The 17,241-nt window shown below is 63.0% G+C and carries 16 protein-coding genes; 13 read left to right on the top strand and 3 right to left on the bottom strand.

Annotation, left to right across the window (positions count from 1 at the left end):
- Window positions 1-14: 14 nt before the first annotated feature.
- Both recN and QEZ52_RS14915 read left to right on the top strand, forming a co-directional pair.
- The gene (gene recN / locus QEZ52_RS14920; protein ID WP_406645221.1) at window positions 15-1,664 is read left to right on the top strand and encodes a DNA repair protein RecN; all 1,650 of its coding nucleotides are present in this window, start codon (window positions 15-17) and stop codon (window positions 1,662-1,664) included.
- Window positions 1,665-1,890: 226 nt separating this feature from the next.
- Window positions 1,891-3,579, top strand: coding sequence for a chloride channel protein (locus QEZ52_RS14915; RefSeq protein ID WP_406645220.1), 1,689 nt, complete (start codon window positions 1,891-1,893; stop codon window positions 3,577-3,579).
- A gap of 26 nt (window positions 3,580-3,605) precedes the next feature.
- Here the strand turns inward: QEZ52_RS14915 and QEZ52_RS14910 are convergent, their stop codons facing one another.
- Window positions 3,606-4,292: a Crp/Fnr family transcriptional regulator gene (locus QEZ52_RS14910; RefSeq protein ID WP_406645219.1), complete on the bottom strand. Its 687-nt coding sequence runs from the start codon at window positions 4,290-4,292 to the stop codon at window positions 3,606-3,608.
- A 499-nt stretch (window positions 4,293-4,791) separates the two neighbouring features.
- Between QEZ52_RS14910 and napF the strand changes: the two genes are divergently transcribed.
- From napF to QEZ52_RS14860, 10 genes are all read left to right on the top strand, one after another.
- Window positions 4,792-5,289: a ferredoxin-type protein NapF gene (gene napF / locus QEZ52_RS14905; protein WP_406645218.1), complete on the top strand. Its 498-nt coding sequence runs from the start codon at window positions 4,792-4,794 to the stop codon at window positions 5,287-5,289.
- Window positions 5,286-5,555 carry a chaperone NapD gene (locus QEZ52_RS14900; RefSeq protein WP_406645217.1) on the top strand — a complete coding sequence of 90 codons (270 nt, stop codon included), beginning with the start codon at window positions 5,286-5,288 and terminating at the stop codon, window positions 5,553-5,555. The genes napF and QEZ52_RS14900 overlap by 4 nt, the downstream gene beginning before the upstream one ends.
- Window positions 5,556-5,583: 28 nt before the next feature.
- On the top strand, window positions 5,584-8,085 hold the full coding sequence (napA, locus tag QEZ52_RS14895) for a nitrate reductase catalytic subunit NapA (RefSeq protein ID WP_406650505.1): 2,502 nt from the start codon (window positions 5,584-5,586) through the stop codon (window positions 8,083-8,085).
- Between the two features lie 26 nt (window positions 8,086-8,111).
- Window positions 8,112-8,972 carry a ferredoxin-type protein NapG gene (gene napG, locus QEZ52_RS14890; protein WP_406645215.1) on the top strand — a complete coding sequence of 287 codons (861 nt, stop codon included), beginning with the start codon at window positions 8,112-8,114 and terminating at the stop codon, window positions 8,970-8,972.
- On the top strand, window positions 8,972-9,895 hold the full coding sequence (napH, locus tag QEZ52_RS14885) for a quinol dehydrogenase ferredoxin subunit NapH (RefSeq protein WP_406645213.1): 924 nt from the start codon (window positions 8,972-8,974) through the stop codon (window positions 9,893-9,895). The genes napG and napH overlap by 1 nt, the downstream gene beginning before the upstream one ends.
- A gap of 21 nt (window positions 9,896-9,916) precedes the next feature.
- The gene (locus QEZ52_RS14880) at window positions 9,917-10,351 is read left to right on the top strand and encodes a nitrate reductase cytochrome c-type subunit (protein WP_406645212.1); all 435 of its coding nucleotides are present in this window, start codon (window positions 9,917-9,919) and stop codon (window positions 10,349-10,351) included.
- A 33-nt stretch (window positions 10,352-10,384) separates the two neighbouring features.
- Window positions 10,385-11,026, top strand: coding sequence for a NapC/NirT family cytochrome c (locus tag QEZ52_RS14875; protein WP_406645211.1), 642 nt, complete (start codon window positions 10,385-10,387; stop codon window positions 11,024-11,026).
- A 34-nt stretch (window positions 11,027-11,060) separates the two neighbouring features.
- Window positions 11,061-12,368 carry a gephyrin-like molybdotransferase Glp gene (gene glp / locus QEZ52_RS14870; protein ID WP_406645210.1) on the top strand — a complete coding sequence of 436 codons (1,308 nt, stop codon included), beginning with the start codon at window positions 11,061-11,063 and terminating at the stop codon, window positions 12,366-12,368.
- Window positions 12,365-12,889 (top strand): DUF2478 domain-containing protein, encoded by a 525-nt coding sequence (locus QEZ52_RS14865; RefSeq protein ID WP_406645209.1) that lies wholly within the window; start codon window positions 12,365-12,367, stop codon window positions 12,887-12,889. The genes glp and QEZ52_RS14865 overlap by 4 nt, the downstream gene beginning before the upstream one ends.
- Before the next feature lie 529 nt (window positions 12,890-13,418).
- Window positions 13,419-13,943 carry a DinB family protein gene (locus tag QEZ52_RS14860; protein WP_406645208.1) on the top strand — a complete coding sequence of 175 codons (525 nt, stop codon included), beginning with the start codon at window positions 13,419-13,421 and terminating at the stop codon, window positions 13,941-13,943.
- Between the two features lie 84 nt (window positions 13,944-14,027).
- Here QEZ52_RS14860 and QEZ52_RS14855 read toward each other — a convergent pair whose 3' ends face one another.
- Both QEZ52_RS14855 and QEZ52_RS14850 read right to left on the bottom strand, forming a co-directional pair.
- Window positions 14,028-14,372: a DUF427 domain-containing protein gene (locus tag QEZ52_RS14855; RefSeq protein WP_406645206.1), complete on the bottom strand. Its 345-nt coding sequence runs from the start codon at window positions 14,370-14,372 to the stop codon at window positions 14,028-14,030.
- A gap of 66 nt (window positions 14,373-14,438) precedes the next feature.
- The gene (locus tag QEZ52_RS14850) at window positions 14,439-16,241 is read right to left on the bottom strand and encodes an aminopeptidase P family protein (protein ID WP_406645205.1); all 1,803 of its coding nucleotides are present in this window, start codon (window positions 16,239-16,241) and stop codon (window positions 14,439-14,441) included.
- Between the two features lie 149 nt (window positions 16,242-16,390).
- Here QEZ52_RS14850 and QEZ52_RS14845 point away from each other — a divergent pair, with 149 nt between their 5' ends.
- Window positions 16,391-17,221 carry a methyltransferase domain-containing protein gene (locus QEZ52_RS14845; protein WP_406645204.1) on the top strand — a complete coding sequence of 277 codons (831 nt, stop codon included), beginning with the start codon at window positions 16,391-16,393 and terminating at the stop codon, window positions 17,219-17,221.
- The last annotated feature ends 20 nt before the right edge of the window (window positions 17,222-17,241 follow it).

Here is a 17,241-nt window from a genome sequence, read left to right as displayed (position 1 = left end):
CTGGTTGAGGCACAATGCTGCGCGCCCTGGATATCCGTGATCTGCTGATCATCGACCGGCTGGAGCTGAGCTTTCAGCCGGGCCTGAATGTGCTCACCGGAGAAACCGGAGCGGGAAAATCCATTTTGCTGGACTCGCTCGGGTTTGTGCTGGGTTGGCGCGGGCGTGCCGATCTGGTGCGCCAGGGGGCCAAACAGGGCGAAGTGGTGGCGGAATTCGACCTGCCCCAGGGACACCCGGCCTTTGGCGTGCTCCAGGAGGCGGGTCTGCCGGCCGGGGACGAATTGATCCTGCGGCGGGTGAACACAGCCGAAGGGCGCAAGACCGCCTGGGTCAATGACCGGCGCTGTTCAGGCGATGTGTTGCGGCAGCTGTCCGAAACTTTGCTGGAACTGCACGGCCAACATGATGATCGCGGGTTGCTGGATCCGCGGGGGCACCGGGCCATGCTGGATGCCTTTGCCGGACATGGGGCCATGTTACAGGCGGTGCGTCAGGCCTGGCGGGTCCGGGCCGAGGCGCGCAAGGCCGTAGAGCGCACCCGAGCGGCGCTGGATGCGGTGCGCGCCGAAGAAGATTTCCTGCGCCACGCGGTGGCCGAACTGGACAAGCTGGACCCACGCCCGGGCGAAGATGCGGAATTGGATGCGCGTCGCCGCAGAATGCAGGGTGCGGAAAAGATCCGCGATGACGTTTCCCGGGCGCTGCAACTGCTGGGCGGGCAATCCGCCGAAGGGGCGCTGTCAGAAGCCATGAGCTGGCTCGAGGGGGCGTCGGATCAGGCCGACCGGATGTTGGACGACCCGATGGCCGCGTTGGGGCGGGCCCTGATCGAATTGGGCGAGGCCCAGGACGGGGTGTCACGCTGTCTTGATGCGTTGGATTTCAATCCGCTGGAGCTGGAAGAGACCGAGGAGCGGTTGTTTGCGATCCGGGCCATGGCGCGAAAACATGATGTGTTGGCGGATGATCTGGGGGCGCATGCCGATGTGCTGCGCGGACGTCTGGCGGCGTTGGATGCGGGGGATGCTGATCTGGACCGGCTGCAGGCCGACCTGGCCCAGGCCGAGGCGGCCTATGGCGAAGCCGCGGGCGGGCTGAGCGCCTCGCGCAGCGCCGCTGCCGGACGGCTGGATCAGGCGGTGATGGCGGAGCTGGCACCGCTCAAGATGGAGCGGGCTGTCTTTGCCACCCAGGTGAGCGAGACGGATCCGGGCCCCGAAGGCCGGGATCAGGTGGCGTTTTCCGTGGCCACCAATCCGGGCGCGCCATCGGGGCCGCTGAACAAGATCGCGTCGGGCGGGGAATTGAGCCGTTTCCTGTTGGCGTTGAAAGTCTGTCTGCGCGGCGATGACACCAATCGCACGCTGATCTTTGACGAAATCGACCGGGGCGTCGGCGGGGCAACTGCTGATGCGGTCGGACGGCGTCTGGCAGAGCTGGCCCAGGGGGGACAGGTTCTGGTCGTGACCCATTCGCCCCAGGTGGCGGCGCGGGGCGGGCATCATTGGCGGGTGCAAAAGGCGGTGACGGATGGGGTGACCCTGTCCTCGGTCGTGCCGCTGGACGCACAGGACCGCATCGACGAAATTGCCCGAATGGTTGCCGGAGACACCATCACCGACGAGGCGCGGGCTGCCGCACGGGCATTGTTGACGGGTTGAGCTGCGCGCTTCCGGGGGGCTCCCGCCCGGCACACAGGGGGCATCACAGATGCCCCCGTGCCCGTTGGGCCGGGCGCGCAGCCAGGGCTGCGCGCGCCAGCGCCTCGGGGTGAAACATGCGCCCCGGGATCAACAGCCGCCGGCGAAAGCGTCACGCCGGTTGGATTGCGTTTCACGGCGCTGTCCAAACGGTCTAAGAAGAAGAAAAGCGCAACCGAGGCACCGCATGGCCAATTCACTCCGTTCGTTGTTGTCCGAAACCCGAGAGCAGATGATCTGTGCCTGTCGCGATGCCTGGCGGGTGATGCGTCATCGGGGTCCCAGTCAGATCCAGTTCTGGTTCATCGCCCTGGCGATCGGGATTGCCGCCGGGTTTGCCGCGTTGGGGTTTCGGATGGGCATCGCGGCGTTGCAGTCCTGGGCGTATGGGGCCGAGGATCTGCATTTCCTGCACACCTTTGTCGGCACGCTGGATTGGTATTGGGTGCTCTTGATTCCCACCATCGGTGGCTTGATCGTCGGGTTGATCCTGGACCGGTTTACCCCGGATGGGCGGGTGCGGTCTGTTGCGGATGTGATCGAAGGCGCGGCGCTGGGAGATGGCCGGGTGGAAACCCGCGAAGGCGTGGCCTCGGCTGTAGCGTCGTTTCTGACCCTGTCCTTGGGGGGATCCACAGGACGGGAAGGGCCGGTTGTGCATATGGCCGGGGTGATTTCCACCTGGGTCAGCAACCGGATCCACGCGGACGGGATCACCGGCCGCGACCTGTTGGGCTGTGCGGTGGCAGCCGCAGTCTCGGCCAGCTTCAATGCCCCCATTGCCGGCGCATTGTTTGCGCTCGAGGTGGTGCTGCGCCATTTCGCGATGCATGCCTTTGCCCCGATTGTCATCGCGGCGGTGGCGGGCACGGTGATCAACCGGCTGGCCTATGGGGACGTCACTGAATTCACTCTGGCAACACCGGGGGCGCTGCAATTCTATGTGGAATTGCCGGCTTTTCTGATCCTGGGCATGGTGTGCGGCGTGGTTGCGGTGCTGATCATGAAAGCGATCTTCTGGGCCGATGTGTTCGGAACCCATGTCCAAGGCGCGCTCAAGTTGCCGCGCTGGTTGCGCCCTGCGGTGGCTGGAGCGCTGTTGGGGGCCTTGGCGATCTGGTTCCCCCATATCATCGGGGTCGGGTATGAAACCACGATTCTGGCGCTCAGCGGCACCTTGTTGCTGGGGCAGGCCGTGATCTTTGCGGTAACCAAATCGGTGGCCCTGGCGATCACCATGGGCGGGCGCATGGGCGGCGGGGTGTTTTCGCCATCACTGATGATTGGGGCGCTGACCGGACTGGCCTTTGGATGGGTTGCGACGGGCATTCTGCCGGATGTATCGGGGACCCACACGCTCTATGCCTTTGCCGGAATGGGCGCGGTCGCGGCGGCCGTGCTGGGGGCACCAATTTCCACCACATTGATCGTGTTCGAGCTGACGGGGGACTGGCAAATCGGTCTGGCGGTCATGGTGGCGGTGTCTCTGTCCACCGCATTGGCGTCACGGCTGGTGGATCGGTCGTTCTTTCTGACCCAGCTTGAGCGGCGCGACCTGCATCTGGCGGCGGGTCCGCAGGCCTATCTGCTGGCGATGCTGCGGGCCGGGGCGGCGATGCGTCCGATGGGGGATCCCCGAGGGCCGGATGCCGAAACCTGTGCCCGGATGATCGACGAAGGGCTGTTTGTGCGGGCCTCGGCCACGTTGGAGGCTGCAATGCCGATCTTTGATCGGGCGGATGTGGCGTTTCTCCCGGTGGTGACGCGCCCGGACGAAGACACCGAGCCCGAGCTTTTGGGCGCGCTGTACCATGTGGATGCGCTCAAGGCCTATAACCGGGCTCTCGCGGCCACGGCAGCGGAAGAACACAGTTGATCCAGCAGAGCAGTCCGGGGGGGGGCTTAGCGGGTCAATTGCTCCAGCCGCTCGGCATCCAGAACATGGATGTGTTTGCGTTTGCTGACCACGATCCTGTCCCGTTCCCAGGCGGACAACAGACGGCTGACCGTGTGCAGGGTGCTGCCGGTCATTTCCGAAATGGTGCGCCGGGTCACCGGAAAGGCGATTTCGGTGCCATTGTCGGTGGCGCGCCCGTGCTGCTGCATCAGACGGACCAGAGCGCAGGCGATGCGCTGTTCGACCCGCTGGGTCGCCAGCTCCATGATCCGGCTGTTCATCTCGCCGACCCGCGCCCCGATGGTCCGATAGGCTTCGGGCCCGAACCCGGGATACCGCTCGACAAAACCCTGCCACAGCCGCATGGGCCAGGCCAGGATCAGACACTCCACCACGGCGATCGACGTCGCCGGATAGGTGTCACGCCCCAGCGCCTGGGCGATGCCGAACAATTGCCCGGCGGGGATGTGCAGGGAAATTACCCGGTCGCCTTCCTGGTTCAGCCGTTCGACCCGGATATGGCCATCCAGCAGCAGGAAAAAACTCTCTGCCGCGTCGCCCTCTTCGAACACAGATTTGCCCGCCGCAACCAACCGGCTGCGCCCCAAATCCAGGGCTTCCTGGGTCTGGGAGAGGCTCATCCGCTCAAAGGAGGGGATGGATTTTAACAATGATGGGGCCAATCTGGTCACGAGAATCCCTGAAAAGCTTGTGAAAGAGCAAACTTGTCTTTCAGCAATAGTGCTAGTGTTCGGCCAACACAACTGTTGGCCTTGCGCTGGAAAAAGACGGGTGCGGAATGCATCTTTCCGGATCTCCAAATGCAGGGTTCGGAGGAATTGACGTGACTGGTCCGGCATCTCCAGATGTCTTTTGGCCCCGACTTCTTCGCCGGACCCAAGCGCATTTTATGCCCAAAGGTCAGCGGGTTGCCAGGTGGGTCAGATCCCCGTCGGCAGGCCCGGTTTCCAATCGAGATCCAAAGGAGAACCTTTGGGTTTTTGAAATCTGCGCGGCCAATCTCCCTTGTAAACAACACGCAAAACATTCGGATATTAAAATATGTAAAAATCTCCGCATGAGAGAATTATTCCGCTTTGAACATGACCTGAATCAAATTCTTGTGCGGCTGAAATGCCTAAGCCTCTGTCATAGCAACCCCGCAAACACAGGCCAGGACGCCCACACATCATGACTGCGCATTCCCGACGTTCATTTCTGAGAGGCCGCTTTGACGAAGCGCCCAAGATGCGTCCCTTTGGGGCCGTCGCCCCGGCGCAGTTTGCCGATTTGTGCACCAGCTGTGGCGATTGCATCTCGGCCTGTCCCGAGGCGATCCTGATCAGCGGCGAACGCGGCCTGCCTGAAATCGGTCCGGCCCTGGGGGCCTGCAGCTTTTGTGGCGTCTGCATCGCCGCCTGCGACACCGGGGCCCTGACCGACGATCAGCCCTGGCTGTGGAAGGCGACGGCCAAATCCACCTGCCTGTCGTTGAACGCGGTGCAATGCCGGACCTGTCAGGACCATTGTGACCACGGCGCGATCCGGTTTCAGCTCCAGACCGGTGGCTGCGCGCAACCCCATATCGACACCGACCTGTGCACGGGCTGTGGCGGCTGTGCTGCCGCCTGTCCGGTCGGGGCCATTCAGTTTACCCAAGTAACCCCCCAGATGGAGACCCGCCCATGATGAATATCTGCGGCTGCCTGGTCCATACGTTGCCCGACATGACCGGCGACGTGATTGCGGCCATCGACGCGACCGAAGGCGGTGAGGTTCACGCCCAGGAAGACGGGCGCATCGTCGTCACCGTTGAAGACACCGACGCCAAACGCGCTTCGGATCAGATCATGGACATGCATCAGATCCCCGGCGTGCTGACCGTCACCCTTACCTATCACCATTTCGAGGATTTGGACGACAGCGCCGATGCCCTCGCCCAACCCACACACTGAACGGGAGATTAGCCCCATGACAAAGCACATGACCCTGCCAACGTCCCGACGTTCGTTTCTGAAGGCCTCCGCCGCTGCGGCGACGGCTTCGGCCGCGGGGATCACCCTGCCCAACGGCGCGACCGCGCAGCTTTCGACCCCCGACATTCGCTGGGACAAGGCCGCCTGCCGGTTCTGCGGCACCGGCTGTTCGGTTCTGGTCGGGACCAAGGACGGCCGCGTCGTCGCCACCCAGGGCGACCCGCAGGCCCCGGTGAACCGTGGCCTGAACTGTATCAAAGGGTATTTCCTGTCAAAAATCATGTACGGCAAGGACCGGCTGACCCAGCCGCTGCTGCGCAAGACCAACGGCGTCTATGACAAGAACGGCGAATTCGAAGCCGTCTCCTGGGACGAAGCCTTTGACGTGATGGCCGAAAAATGGAAGGCCTCGCTCAAGGAAAAAGGCCCGACCGCCGTGTCCATATTCGGCTCTGGCCAATGGACCGTCTGGGAAGGGTACGCGGCCGCCAAATTCATGAAGGCCGGCCTGCGCTCCAACAACATCGACCCCAACGCACGTCACTGCATGGCCTCGGCCGTGGCCGGGTTCATGCGCACATTCGGTATTGATGAACCGATGGGCTGCTATGACGATCTGGAACACGCGGACACATTTGTGCTCTGGGGCTCCAACATGGCCGAAATGCACCCGATCCTGTGGTCGCGCCTGACCGACACCCGCCTGACCAAACCCGGTGCCGAAGTGCACGTGCTGTCGACCTTTGAACATCGCAGCTTTGAGCTGGCCGACAACGGCATGGTGTTCACCCCGCAAACCGACCTGGCGATCCTGAACTATATCGCCAATTACATCATCCAGAATGATGCGGTGAATTGGGATTTCGTGAACAAGAATGTCAATTTCACCAAGACCAACACCGACATCGGTTATGGCCTGCGTCCTGAACACGCGCTGGAACAGGCGGCGGAAAACCCGTCGCACGAAGGCAAACACGGCAAGCTGACCAAGATCTCGTTCGAGGAATACAAAGAGTACGTTTCCGAATACACGCTGGAAAAAGCAGCCGAGATTTCGGGTGTTCCGGCGGCCAAACTGGAACGTCTGGCCCAGCAATACGCCGATCCAAACCGCAAGGTGATGAGCCTGTGGACCATGGGCTTCAACCAGCACACCCGCGGTTCCTGGGTGAACTCGCTGATGTACAACGTGCACCTGCTGGTCGGCAAAATCTCGGAACCCGGCAACTCGCCGTTCTCTCTGACCGGTCAGCCGTCGGCCTGTGGCACCGCGCGCGAGGTCGGCACCTTTGCCCACCGTCTGCCCGCCGACATGGTGGTCATGAAGGAAGCACACCGCGATTTCGCCGAAGACAAATGGGACCTGCCCAAAGGCACCATTCCCCCCAAACCCGGCTTCCACGCGGTTCTGCAACACCGGATGCTCAAGGACGGCGTGCTGAACTGTCACTGGGTCCAGTGCAACAACAACATGCAGGCCGCGCCGAACATGAACGAAGAGGGGCTGCCCGGGTATCGCAACCCCGACAATTTCATCACCGTGTCCGATCCCTATCCGACCGTGACCGCGTTGGCCGCTGACCTGATCCTACCCACCGCCATGTGGGTCGAAAAAGAAGGCGCATATGGCAACGCCGAACGGCGCACCCAATTCTGGCGTCAGCAGGTGGATGCCCCGGGCGAAGCCAAATCGGACCTGTGGCAGGTGATGGAATTCGCCAAACGCTTCATGATCGAAGATGTCTGGCCCGAAGAGCTGCTGGCCCAGAAACCAGAGTATCGTGGCAAGACCGTGTATGAGGTTCTGTTTGAAAACGGCAAGATCAACAAATACCCGCTGTCCGAAACCGCCGAAGGGTTTGCCAACGAGGAAGCCAACCACTTTGGCTACTACGTGCAAAAGGGCCTGTTCGAAGAATACGCCGGCTTTGGCCGCGGCAAGGCCCACGATCTGGCCGATTTCGACACCTACCACCAGGCCCGTGGCCTGCGTTGGCCCGTCGTGGACGGCAAGGAAACCCTGTATCGCTTCCGCGAAGGTTATGACCCCTATGTCAAAAAGGGCGAAGGCGTCAAATTCTACGGCAAACCCGATGGCAAGGCGAATATCATCTTTGCCCCGTTCGAGCCCGCCGCAGAAGAGCCTGATGACGAATACAACCTGTGGTTCGTCACCGGTCGTGTGCTGGAACATTGGCATTCGGGGTCGATGACCCGCCGGGTTCCCGAATTGCACCGGTCGTTCCCATCCGCCGTGGTGTTCATGCACCCGGCAGATGCCAAGGATCGCGGCCTGCGTCGGGGTCAGGAAATCACCGTTTCGACCCGTCGTGGCGAGGTCCAGTCCCGTGTTGAAACCCGTGGCCGCAACAAGATGCCCCGCGGCGTCGTGTTCATGCCCTGGTTTGACGAAGGCCAGCTGACCAACAAGCTGACTTTGGATGCGACCTGCCCGATTTCCAAGGAAACCGACTTCAAGAAATGCGCCTGCAAAATCGAACGCGCATAACCTGAAGCTTTGAACGGAGAAAACCCATGTCCGCCCGCAATCGCAAACCCACAGCCACAGACCGGCGCCGCTTCCTTCAGGATGCGGCCCGGGGTGTGGCGGGCTGTGCGGTGGCGGGCATGGGGCTGGCCCATCTGGTGAGCGACGCCCGCGCCTTGCCTGCGCAGGCGATCCGCCCACCCGGGGCATTGGACGAAGATCAGTTCCTCGCCTCCTGCATTCGCTGCGGGCTGTGCGTGCGCGATTGCCCCTATGACACGCTGAAACTGGCGGAACTGGGCTATGACGGCCCGGCCACCGGCACGCCGTTTTTTACCGCCCGCGATATCCCGTGTGAGATGTGCGAAGACATCCCCTGCGTCGCTGCCTGTCCCACAGGCGCGCTGGATCACGGGCTGACCAACATTGACGACGCCGACATGGGCGTGGCCGTGTTGATCGACGAAGAAAACTGCCTCAATGCGTTGGGTCTGCGCTGTGACGTCTGTTACCGCGTCTGCCCGGTGATTGACGAGGCGATCACCCTGGAACGGTCGCACAATGAACGTTCGGGTCACCACGCCATTTTCATGCCCACGGTCCATGCCGACAAATGCACCGGCTGTGGCAAATGCGAAAAATCCTGTGTTCTGCCCAACGCCTCGGCGATCAAGGTGCTGCCGCGTCGCATCGCCCGCGCCGAAGCAGCAGATCACTATAAACTCGGCTGGGAGGATCAGAACCCGCTGGTGGATGAGCTGATCGACCTGCCGGACCGTCTGCCGGGGCCGGGCACCGACAATCTGATCGCGCCGGGCGGCTATCTGCCCGATGCCATGCCGAACCCGAATATGGATGGCGGCTTTACCCCGTCGGTCTCGCTTCCCGGCACGGGAGGGTCCAACTGATGTCAGCCAAGACCAAACTCCCCGTCGGGCAGGAGGCCATCGAAGAATTCGGCTGGCTGCGCGCACACCGGTTCCTGCTGCTGCGCCGGGCCTCGCAACTGTTGTTCCTGTCGCTGTTTCTGCTGGGACCGTGGTTCGGCATCTGGTGGGTCAAGGGCAACCTGTCCGGTTCAATGACATTCGACATCCTGCCGCTGACCGATCCGTTCATCACCGTGCAATCCATCGTCGCGGGCCATTGGCCGGAACTGACTGGCCTGATCGGCGCGCTTATCGTTGGCGTGGCCTATGCGCTGATCGGGGGCCGGGTCTATTGTTCCTGGGTCTGCCCGATCAACCCTGTGACCGATGGGGCGCATTGGCTGCATGACAAACTGGGCCTGCAAAAGGGCTGGCAGCCCAAACCGGGCACCCGCTACTGGGTGCTGGCCATGGTGATTGCCGTGTCCGCGATCACCGGCACCATCGCCTGGGAGATCGTCAACCCGATCAGCATGCTGCACCGGGGGCTGATTTTCGGCATGGGATTTGCCTGGGCCTTTGTCGCCGCCGTGTTCCTGTTCGACCTGTTCGTGTCGCGCCGGGGCTGGTGCGGGCATCTGTGCCCGGTCGGCACCTTCTATGGCCTGCTGGGGCAGAAATCCGTGCTGCGGGTCACTGCCGACAAACGCGCCGATTGCGATGATTGCATGGATTGCTTCGCCGTCTGCCCCGAAATGCAGGTCATCACACCCGCCCTGCGCGGCAAAGACGGGGATACCCCCCTGATTCTCGCGCCTGACTGCACCAATTGCGGTCGCTGCATCGACGTCTGTGCCATGGACGTCTTCCACTTTACCCACCGTTTCGACGACACGCCCGCACCGGGTCGTGACGCCCGAGAAAGAACTCAACCTGCATCCGGGGCCAGCCGAGCCGCCTGAGCAAGCATCGGAGTATAAAAAATGAAAAAGCACGCCACTTTCAGCGCCATCGCCGCCACGGTTCTGCTGAGCGCCAGCTTTGCCTTGGCGCAATCGGCACCGGTTCAATCCCTGCGCGGAGCCGATATCGACGAACCCGTCGTGGTCGAAGATGTGTTCCAACAGGACGAAAAGCGGTTCACCCGCAACTATCGTCAACAGCCGCCGCTGGTGCCCCATTCGATCGATCAATACCAGATCGATCTCAAGGCAAACCAATGTCTGCGCTGCCATGACTGGACCACCGCAGGTGAACGCAATGCACCGACCCTGTCGATGACCCACTATCTGGACCGCGCCGGTAACCAACTGGACCGCGTCGCTGGCACCCGCTGGTTCTGTAACCAATGCCACGTGCCCCAGGCCGACGCTCCGGCTCTGGTCGACAACGACTTTGAGGCATCCGCCGGAAACTGATCCGGGCGTGATCCCTGCTTGAGGAACAAGACCATGACAAACCCAAACTCACAGGAACCGCGTCCCGGCTTTATCCGCCGTCTCTGGAACTGGTTCTGGACTCCCACAGGTGCCATTTCGCTGGGCTCATTGCTGATCGTCGGCTTTGTGGCCGGGGTCGGCTTCTGGGGCAGCTTCCACTGGGCGCTCGAAGCGACCAACAACGAAGACTTCTGCGTCAGCTGTCACGAAATGCGCGACAATGTGTATGCCGAATATCAGGGCACCGTGCACCAGAACAATTCCTCCGGTGTGCGCGCCACCTGTCCCGATTGCCACGTCCCCAAGGATTGGGGCCCCAAGATGATCCGCAAGATCCAGGCCTCCAAGGAGCTGTATGGCAAATTCATCACCAAATCGGTCTCGACCCCGGAGAAATTCGAAGAGCACCGCCTGGTGATGGCATCGCGTGAATGGACCCGGATGAAACGCACCGATTCACAGGAATGCCGCAACTGCCACAGCTTTGAATTCATGGACTTTACCCAACAGGAAGGCCGCGCCGCCCAGAACCACCAAAAGGCGCTGGACGATGGCAAAACCTGTATCGACTGCCACCAGGGGATCGCCCACGAACTGCCCGAAGGCTATCTGAAAGCCTACAAGAAAGTGGCCGACGCCTTTGAGGGCAACTAAAGGCCACGCCCGACACCGGTGAAGGGACAGGACCATGCTGGACAACCGCACAGCAGACCAGGGATCGGTCGAATGTGGGTGCCGGGTCACGGGGCTGATCTCGGTCGAAGAGGCCCAGGCCCGTTTGCGCCAGGTCCTGTCCCACCTCACCCGCGTTGACACTGTTGACCTGACCCGCGCGCCGGGTCGGGTTCTGGCCAGCGATGTCCGGGCCGATTTTCCCAGCCCCGCCTTTGATAACGCTGCGATGGATGGCTATGCCGTTTCCTTGGCCGGGCTTTCCGGGCAGGGGCCGTTTGCGCTGACCGTCGGCGACCGTCTGGCCGCCGGAGACGGACGCGCCTTGTCGCTGGCACGGGGGCAGGCGATTCGCATTTTTACCGGCGCGGCCGTACCGCAGGGCACGGATGCGGTGATCATGCAGGAGGCCACGGCCCGCGATGGCGGGCGGGTCATCTTCGATCACCTGCCGACACCCGATCAACACATTCGCCGGGCCGGATCCGATATGGCTAGGGGGGATCTGGTGCTGCCTGCGGGCACCGTGCTGACGTCGCGCGCCATTGCTGCCTTGGCGGCAACCGGGGTGTCGGATGTCGCTGTGAAACCGCACCCGCGCGTGGCGCTGTTGATGACCGGCGACGAAGTCCAGGGCGCAGGCCCCGGTTTGACCCCAGGCCGGATCTGGGACGTGAACACCCCCATGCTGCGGGCCGAGCTTGCCAGCCTGGGGGTCGATCTGATGGCCTGTCGACAGGTGGCGGACCGGCGGGACGATATCGCGGCCGCCATGGCCGACCTGGCCACACAAACAGATCTGCTGATCACCACAGGCGGGGTGTCCGTCGGTGAAGAAGACCATATGCACGCCGCATTGGCCGCTGCCGGGGGCAGGCCCGTGTTCCAGGGCGTGGCGATGAAACCGGGCAAACCGATCTCTGCCGGGTGTATCGGTGACGCGCTCTGGCTGGGGCTGCCGGGCAATCCGGTGTCGGCCTATGTCGGCTGGCAGCTGTTTGGACCGATGAGCCTGGCAGCGCTGACCGGAGCCGCCGTGCCGCCTGTGCAACAGGCCCGACTGCGGCAATCCAACGCCATACCGGCCCAACCCACACCAGCCCAGGCCACGGATCGCCGTGAATTCCGCCCGGTGCAGAGATGTGGCTACGACGGGGACGGGACCCTTCTGGTCACCGACCTGGGCCGGGTCCGCTCCCATGCGCTGGCCCCGCTGGCGCTGGCAGACGGGATGATCGACATCCCGGCCGGAACCACATACCCCGGCGCCACAGACCGCTTCCCATTCATCGCCTTTGCGCGCGATGACAGCGAAAGGATATGACCGTGAACCTCGCCTATACGCTCGGAGACGGCCAGGGGGCCACAAATCTCCTACTGGCTGACCTGGCCGCCCGACTCATGACCCAGGGCGTGCGCTTGGCCGGCACGGCCCAGTTCGACAGGGAACGCCCGGACACCCACCGGTGCGACATGGGTGTCCAGGTTCTGCCCGATGGCCCGGTCATTCGGATTTCACAATCCCTGGGGACCCAGGCGCGCGGCTGTCGTCTGGACCCCGAGGCACTGGAACAGGCCGTGGCCCTGACCGAAGCGCGGCTGCAAACCGGCGTCGATCTCCTGATCGTCAACAAATTCGGAAAACATGAATCCGACGGCCGCGGGTTTCGCGAAACCATCGCCCGGGCTGCGGCGCGGAACACCCCGGTGCTGGTCGGCGCGAACAAGCTCAACCTACAGGCATTGCAGGCGTTTTGCGGCGGGGCCATCGTGCAGATCGACCCGACACCTGACGCCCTGCTGGCGTGGGCCCGCACGGCCATTGCCCAGGCACAGGCCGCCTGACGGCGGCTGCTTCTTTCTGGGTCAAATACCTCGGGGGAACATTTCAATCCGCAGGATTGCAATGTGGGGGCAGCGCCCCCGCTCTGCGCTCACCACAGAGCACGCGCTCGGGGGGACGGGCCACCCAATGACACCAGACCCGGCACCGTGCACCGCACGGTGCCACGCCCAACGGGGGCAGGGGCATCGCAGATGCACCTCCCAGCGGCGGGAGATCTGCGGCGGGAGATCTGCGGTGGGAGATCTGCGGTGGGAGATCTGGGGTTCTGCTCCCCATTGGTCACGTTCACTGGCCGTCTCCACTGACCGCTTCCACTGGCCGGCGCGCAGCAATACCGCTCCTTGGGACGCCAGCACCGCAACAAGCACCCAAAAAACAGCTTAGACAAGCCCGGGACTGCCTATAGTGTGTCCGCACCCGACTGAGCTTTGATCCATCAGTACGGGGTGGCGCGCAATGTGCTGCCTGATCGAGCAAAGCGCCGACTCTTCCCAAAATTCCAATCGTGTCCTCGGAAGGCCCAGACCAATGATTTCAACCGAATACTGCCGACTTCTGGCCCGCTACAACACCTGGCAAAACGCCTCGCTCGTGACCGCAGCCACCGGATTGACCGACGCAGAGCGCTGGTTGGATCGCGGCGCAGTCTTCAAGTCCATAGCAGCAACGCTGAACCACCTCTATTGGGCCGATGCGCTCATGCTTGAACGCATCCAAGGGAATGAACGCCCGCAGGACACGCTCACGCATTCCCTGACCAGCCCATCAGATTGGTTCGCGTTCAAAGACTTGCGCGCACATCGTGATGCAGAGATCGAACATTGGGCAGACAGCATGACCGACACGGATCTTACCGGCATTGTCAGATGGGATCCACCTGACGGTTCGGCCAGGATTGAACAACCCAAATCAATCTGCGTCGTGCAACTCTTCAATCATCAAACCCACCACCGCGGGCAGATCCATGCCATGCTCACTGCTGCCGGGGCTGCCCCCGACCCAACGGACATCCCCGCGATGCCACAGCACATGCTCCCAGGTGCCAACCGCTGATGTCGCCAGGCACCCAAATAAAAAAACCCCGCCGTACGGCGGGGCCTGATCCTGCGTCTGATCCTGCGCCCGATGCGCGGCGTCTCAGAGCTGTTCGACCTTCACGGACTCGCTCACGACAAAGGCCAGATGCCCCTTGATCGCTGCCACGTCCGCCTTGGGATCCTCATAACTCCACACCGCGTTTTCGGTGGTGGTCGACATATTGACGATCGAAAAATACACGGCGTCGCCCTTGTGCGGACAATGGGTGGTCTTGTCCGTCCGATCCAGCAACGCCATGGCGATGTCTTCCCGTGGGAAATAGATGACCGGGGCCAGATCGCCTTCGCTCAGCTCCAGCGCATTGCTGCTTTCACCCAGAACAGCGCCGCCCGAACGGACGCTCCAAACACCGGGGGCCTTGCGAATATGGATGGTCGTGGTCATGTCTTTTTCCCTACCTTTCGTCAGTTGGCCGGGCACAGCATGGCCCTTGCACGTAACAGCCCCGTGTCAGAACGGGGCGGTTGCGGCATCCAACCACAATTTGGCGTCATTGCCCAGCGTTGGCGCTATCTTTTTGGCCACCTCCGCATGGTAGGCATTCAACCATCTCAGCTCGTCCGCATTCATCATGTCGCGAACAATCAGGCGCCGGTCGATCGGCACATAGGTCAATGTGCGCCAGCTCAGCATGGACCGCTCCGGGTCCGCGCCGTCCAGCGCCGGAGCCTCCTGCACCACCAGGAGATTCTCGATACGGATGCCAAAGCCGCCTTCGCGGTAATAGCCCGGTTCATTTGACAGAATCATCCCCGGCTCCAACGGCACATCGCTGACCCGGCTCAGCCGCTGGGGCCCTTCGTGTACGCTCAGATAGGCTCCGACCCCGTGTCCCAGACCATGGTTGAAATCCTGACCGGCCAGCCACAGCGGCATGCGCCCGACGCATTCGATGTCGCGCCCGGTCAGACCTTTGGGCCAGCGCAGGCGGGACATGGCGATCATCCCCTGCAACACCCGGGTAAAGGCCGCGCGCTCTTCGTCTCCGGGGGTGCCGATGGCGATGGTGCGGGTGATGTCGGTGGTGCCATCCAGATATTGGCCACCGCTGTCCAACACCAACAGATCGCCCTCTGCCAATCGGGCATCGGTTTCGGTGGTCACCCGATAATGCATGATCGCGCCATTCGGCCCGGTGCCTGCGATCGTGTCGAAACTGATGTCGCGCAGCCGTGGGTCGCGTTGGCGCAGGGCTTCCAGCTTTTGCACCACCTGGATTTCGCGGACACTGTTCGGGGGCTGCGCATCCAGCCAGGCCAACAGCTCGACCACGGCGGCCCCGTCGCGCAGATGGGCGGCGGCGCTGCCATCAATTTCGGCCGGGTTCTTGCAGGCCTTGGGCAGCGCGCAGGGATCGCCACCGGCCACGGCGTGCTCGGCCAGAAGTTCGGCAACCCGGTAGGGCACCGATGCCCCGTCGATGCGCACGGCCCCGGACAAGGCCTGCACCGCAGCGACAAACTCCTGTGGCGGGTGACAGCGCACCTGTGGCCCCAGATGAGAGACCACTCCGGTCAGCTTGTCGGGCTCCATGAACAGGTCCACGCTGCCCGACGCATGCAGAATGGCAAATCCATGTGCCACCGGATTGCGCGCGATATCCGCGCCCCGCAGATTGAGCAGCCACATGATCGAATCGGGCAGGGTGATGATGGCCGCCGTCTGTCCGGCCTCCTGCAAGGACCGGGCCAGACGCTCGATCTTGGAATCCGCGGTTTCCCCGGCATAATCCAGCGGATGGGCGGCAACCGGATGCATCGGCGCAGCCGGCTGATCTGCCCAGATGCGATCCACCAGATTGTCGATCTGCGTAATTTCGATCCCGGTGCCTTCCAGATCCCGGTACAGGCCACGGATCTGCCCCGAGGTGTGCAGCCAGGGGTCAAATCCGATCTTCCCCCCGTTGGGCAGCTGTTCGATCAGCCAGTCGACCAATTGGACCTCGGGCCAGGGCACCGGCGTATAGACATCCGCCACCTGACTTTTGACCTGGGTGCGATACCGCCCGTCGATAAAGACACCGGCCACGTCCGCAAGCGCCGCACAGAACCCGGCAGACCCGGTAAAGCCGGTCAGCCAGGCCAGACGGTTGTCGCGCGCGGCAACATATTCCCCCTGATGCGCATCCGCCCGCGGCACCAGAAACCCGCTCAGCCCCTCCTGGGCGATTTCACGACGCAGGGCCTGCAACCGCGGCGGGCCCTGATCGGGGCGGGCAGTCACATCAAAGCTCTGGAGAGGCGGGAGGGTCATGGGCGCGTCCTGTGTCTATCTGTATCCGGTGCCAGAGAACCGTGAACCGGGGGCGGGCGCAAGACGCGATTTTCGCATCGCGATCTGCTATGCTGCAAGAGACAGCAGGTCGCTGCACGCGCATGGGGCCAACCTGAGGAGTGTTCCAGATGTCCAAACCGACCTTTACCGCGTTTGCGGCCTTTGAAAAACAGGGATGGTCCGATCCCGAGGTGGCGCGCAGCTATGCCGACGGGTTTGCCCAGGCGTCCCAGATGTGCGTCGCGCCGATGGTCGCCGCCGTCGGGGCAGGGGCGGGCAGCCAGGCGCTGGATCTGTGTTGCGGTCAGGGGATCGTGGCGGCCGGTCTGCACCAGGCCAAGGCGGATGTCACGGGGCTCGATTTTTCCCCGGCCATGCTGGATCTGGCCCGGGAACGGGTGCCGGGCGTGACCTTTGTCGAAGGCGACGCCATGCAATTGCCATTCGAGGACGGCCAATTCGATGTTGTGACCATCGGGTTCGGCATTCTGCATGTGCCGGACGCGCCACAGGTTCTGGCCCAGGCGCATCGGGTGCTGCGTCCGGGCGGGCGGTTGGCGTTTTCGGTGTGGCATGCGCCCACCGTGCCAACGGCGCTGGGATATGTGTTTGCGGCCATCGGCGCGCATGGTGATCCGGCTGTGCAGCTGCCACCAGGACCGGGATTGCACGATTATGCCGATGCCGCCATCGCCTATCCGGCGTTGGAGCGTGCCGGTTTCACGGAGTGTGCCCAACAGGTCGTGCACAGCGCCTGGACGATTGACCAGCCCGATGCGCCGGTCACCTTCTTTGCCAAAGGGGCGGTGCGGGGCAAGGCGTTGCTGGCCTCGCAACCCGAGGCGGCACTGACCAAAATTCGTCAGTCGGTGGCGGAAACCGTCCGGGCCGCACATGGCGCGACCGGCCCCTGGACCGTGCCAATTCCCGCGGTGATTACCTCGGCTCAGGCGACCTGAGGGCAGCGCCCAAAAGACCC

The organism is Aliisedimentitalea scapharcae, assembly GCF_045277565.1.
Classification (GTDB): domain Bacteria; phylum Pseudomonadota; class Alphaproteobacteria; order Rhodobacterales; family Rhodobacteraceae; genus Aliisedimentitalea; species Aliisedimentitalea scapharcae.
This window is presented reverse-complemented; position numbering and strand designations above follow the sequence as displayed.

What these genes read in the sequence shown, in the direction of transcription:
- recN (WP_406645221.1), top strand. Translation starts at nt 15, where the DNA reads ATGCTGCGCGCCCTGGATATCCGTGATCTGCTGATCATCGACCGGCTG.
- QEZ52_RS14915 (WP_406645220.1), top strand. Translation starts at nt 1,891, where the DNA reads ATGGCCAATTCACTCCGTTCGTTGTTGTCCGAAACCCGAGAGCAGATG.
- napF (WP_406645218.1), top strand. Translation starts at nt 4,792, where the DNA reads ATGACTGCGCATTCCCGACGTTCATTTCTGAGAGGCCGCTTTGACGAA.
- QEZ52_RS14900 (WP_406645217.1), top strand. Translation starts at nt 5,286, where the DNA reads ATGATGAATATCTGCGGCTGCCTGGTCCATACGTTGCCCGACATGACC.
- napA (WP_406650505.1), top strand. Translation starts at nt 5,584, where the DNA reads ATGACCCTGCCAACGTCCCGACGTTCGTTTCTGAAGGCCTCCGCCGCT.
- napG (WP_406645215.1), top strand. Translation starts at nt 8,112, where the DNA reads ATGTCCGCCCGCAATCGCAAACCCACAGCCACAGACCGGCGCCGCTTC.
- napH (WP_406645213.1), top strand. Translation starts at nt 8,972, where the DNA reads ATGTCAGCCAAGACCAAACTCCCCGTCGGGCAGGAGGCCATCGAAGAA.
- QEZ52_RS14880 (WP_406645212.1), top strand. Translation starts at nt 9,917, where the DNA reads ATGAAAAAGCACGCCACTTTCAGCGCCATCGCCGCCACGGTTCTGCTG.
- QEZ52_RS14875 (WP_406645211.1), top strand. Translation starts at nt 10,385, where the DNA reads ATGACAAACCCAAACTCACAGGAACCGCGTCCCGGCTTTATCCGCCGT.
- glp (WP_406645210.1), top strand. Translation starts at nt 11,061, where the DNA reads ATGCTGGACAACCGCACAGCAGACCAGGGATCGGTCGAATGTGGGTGC.
- QEZ52_RS14865 (WP_406645209.1), top strand. Translation starts at nt 12,365, where the DNA reads ATGACCGTGAACCTCGCCTATACGCTCGGAGACGGCCAGGGGGCCACA.
- QEZ52_RS14860 (WP_406645208.1), top strand. Translation starts at nt 13,419, where the DNA reads ATGATTTCAACCGAATACTGCCGACTTCTGGCCCGCTACAACACCTGG.
- QEZ52_RS14855 (WP_406645206.1), bottom strand. Translation starts at nt 14,372, where the DNA reads ATGACCACGACCATCCATATTCGCAAGGCCCCCGGTGTTTGGAGCGTC.
- QEZ52_RS14850 (WP_406645205.1), bottom strand. Translation starts at nt 16,241, where the DNA reads ATGACCCTCCCGCCTCTCCAGAGCTTTGATGTGACTGCCCGCCCCGAT.
- QEZ52_RS14845 (WP_406645204.1), top strand. Translation starts at nt 16,391, where the DNA reads ATGTCCAAACCGACCTTTACCGCGTTTGCGGCCTTTGAAAAACAGGGA.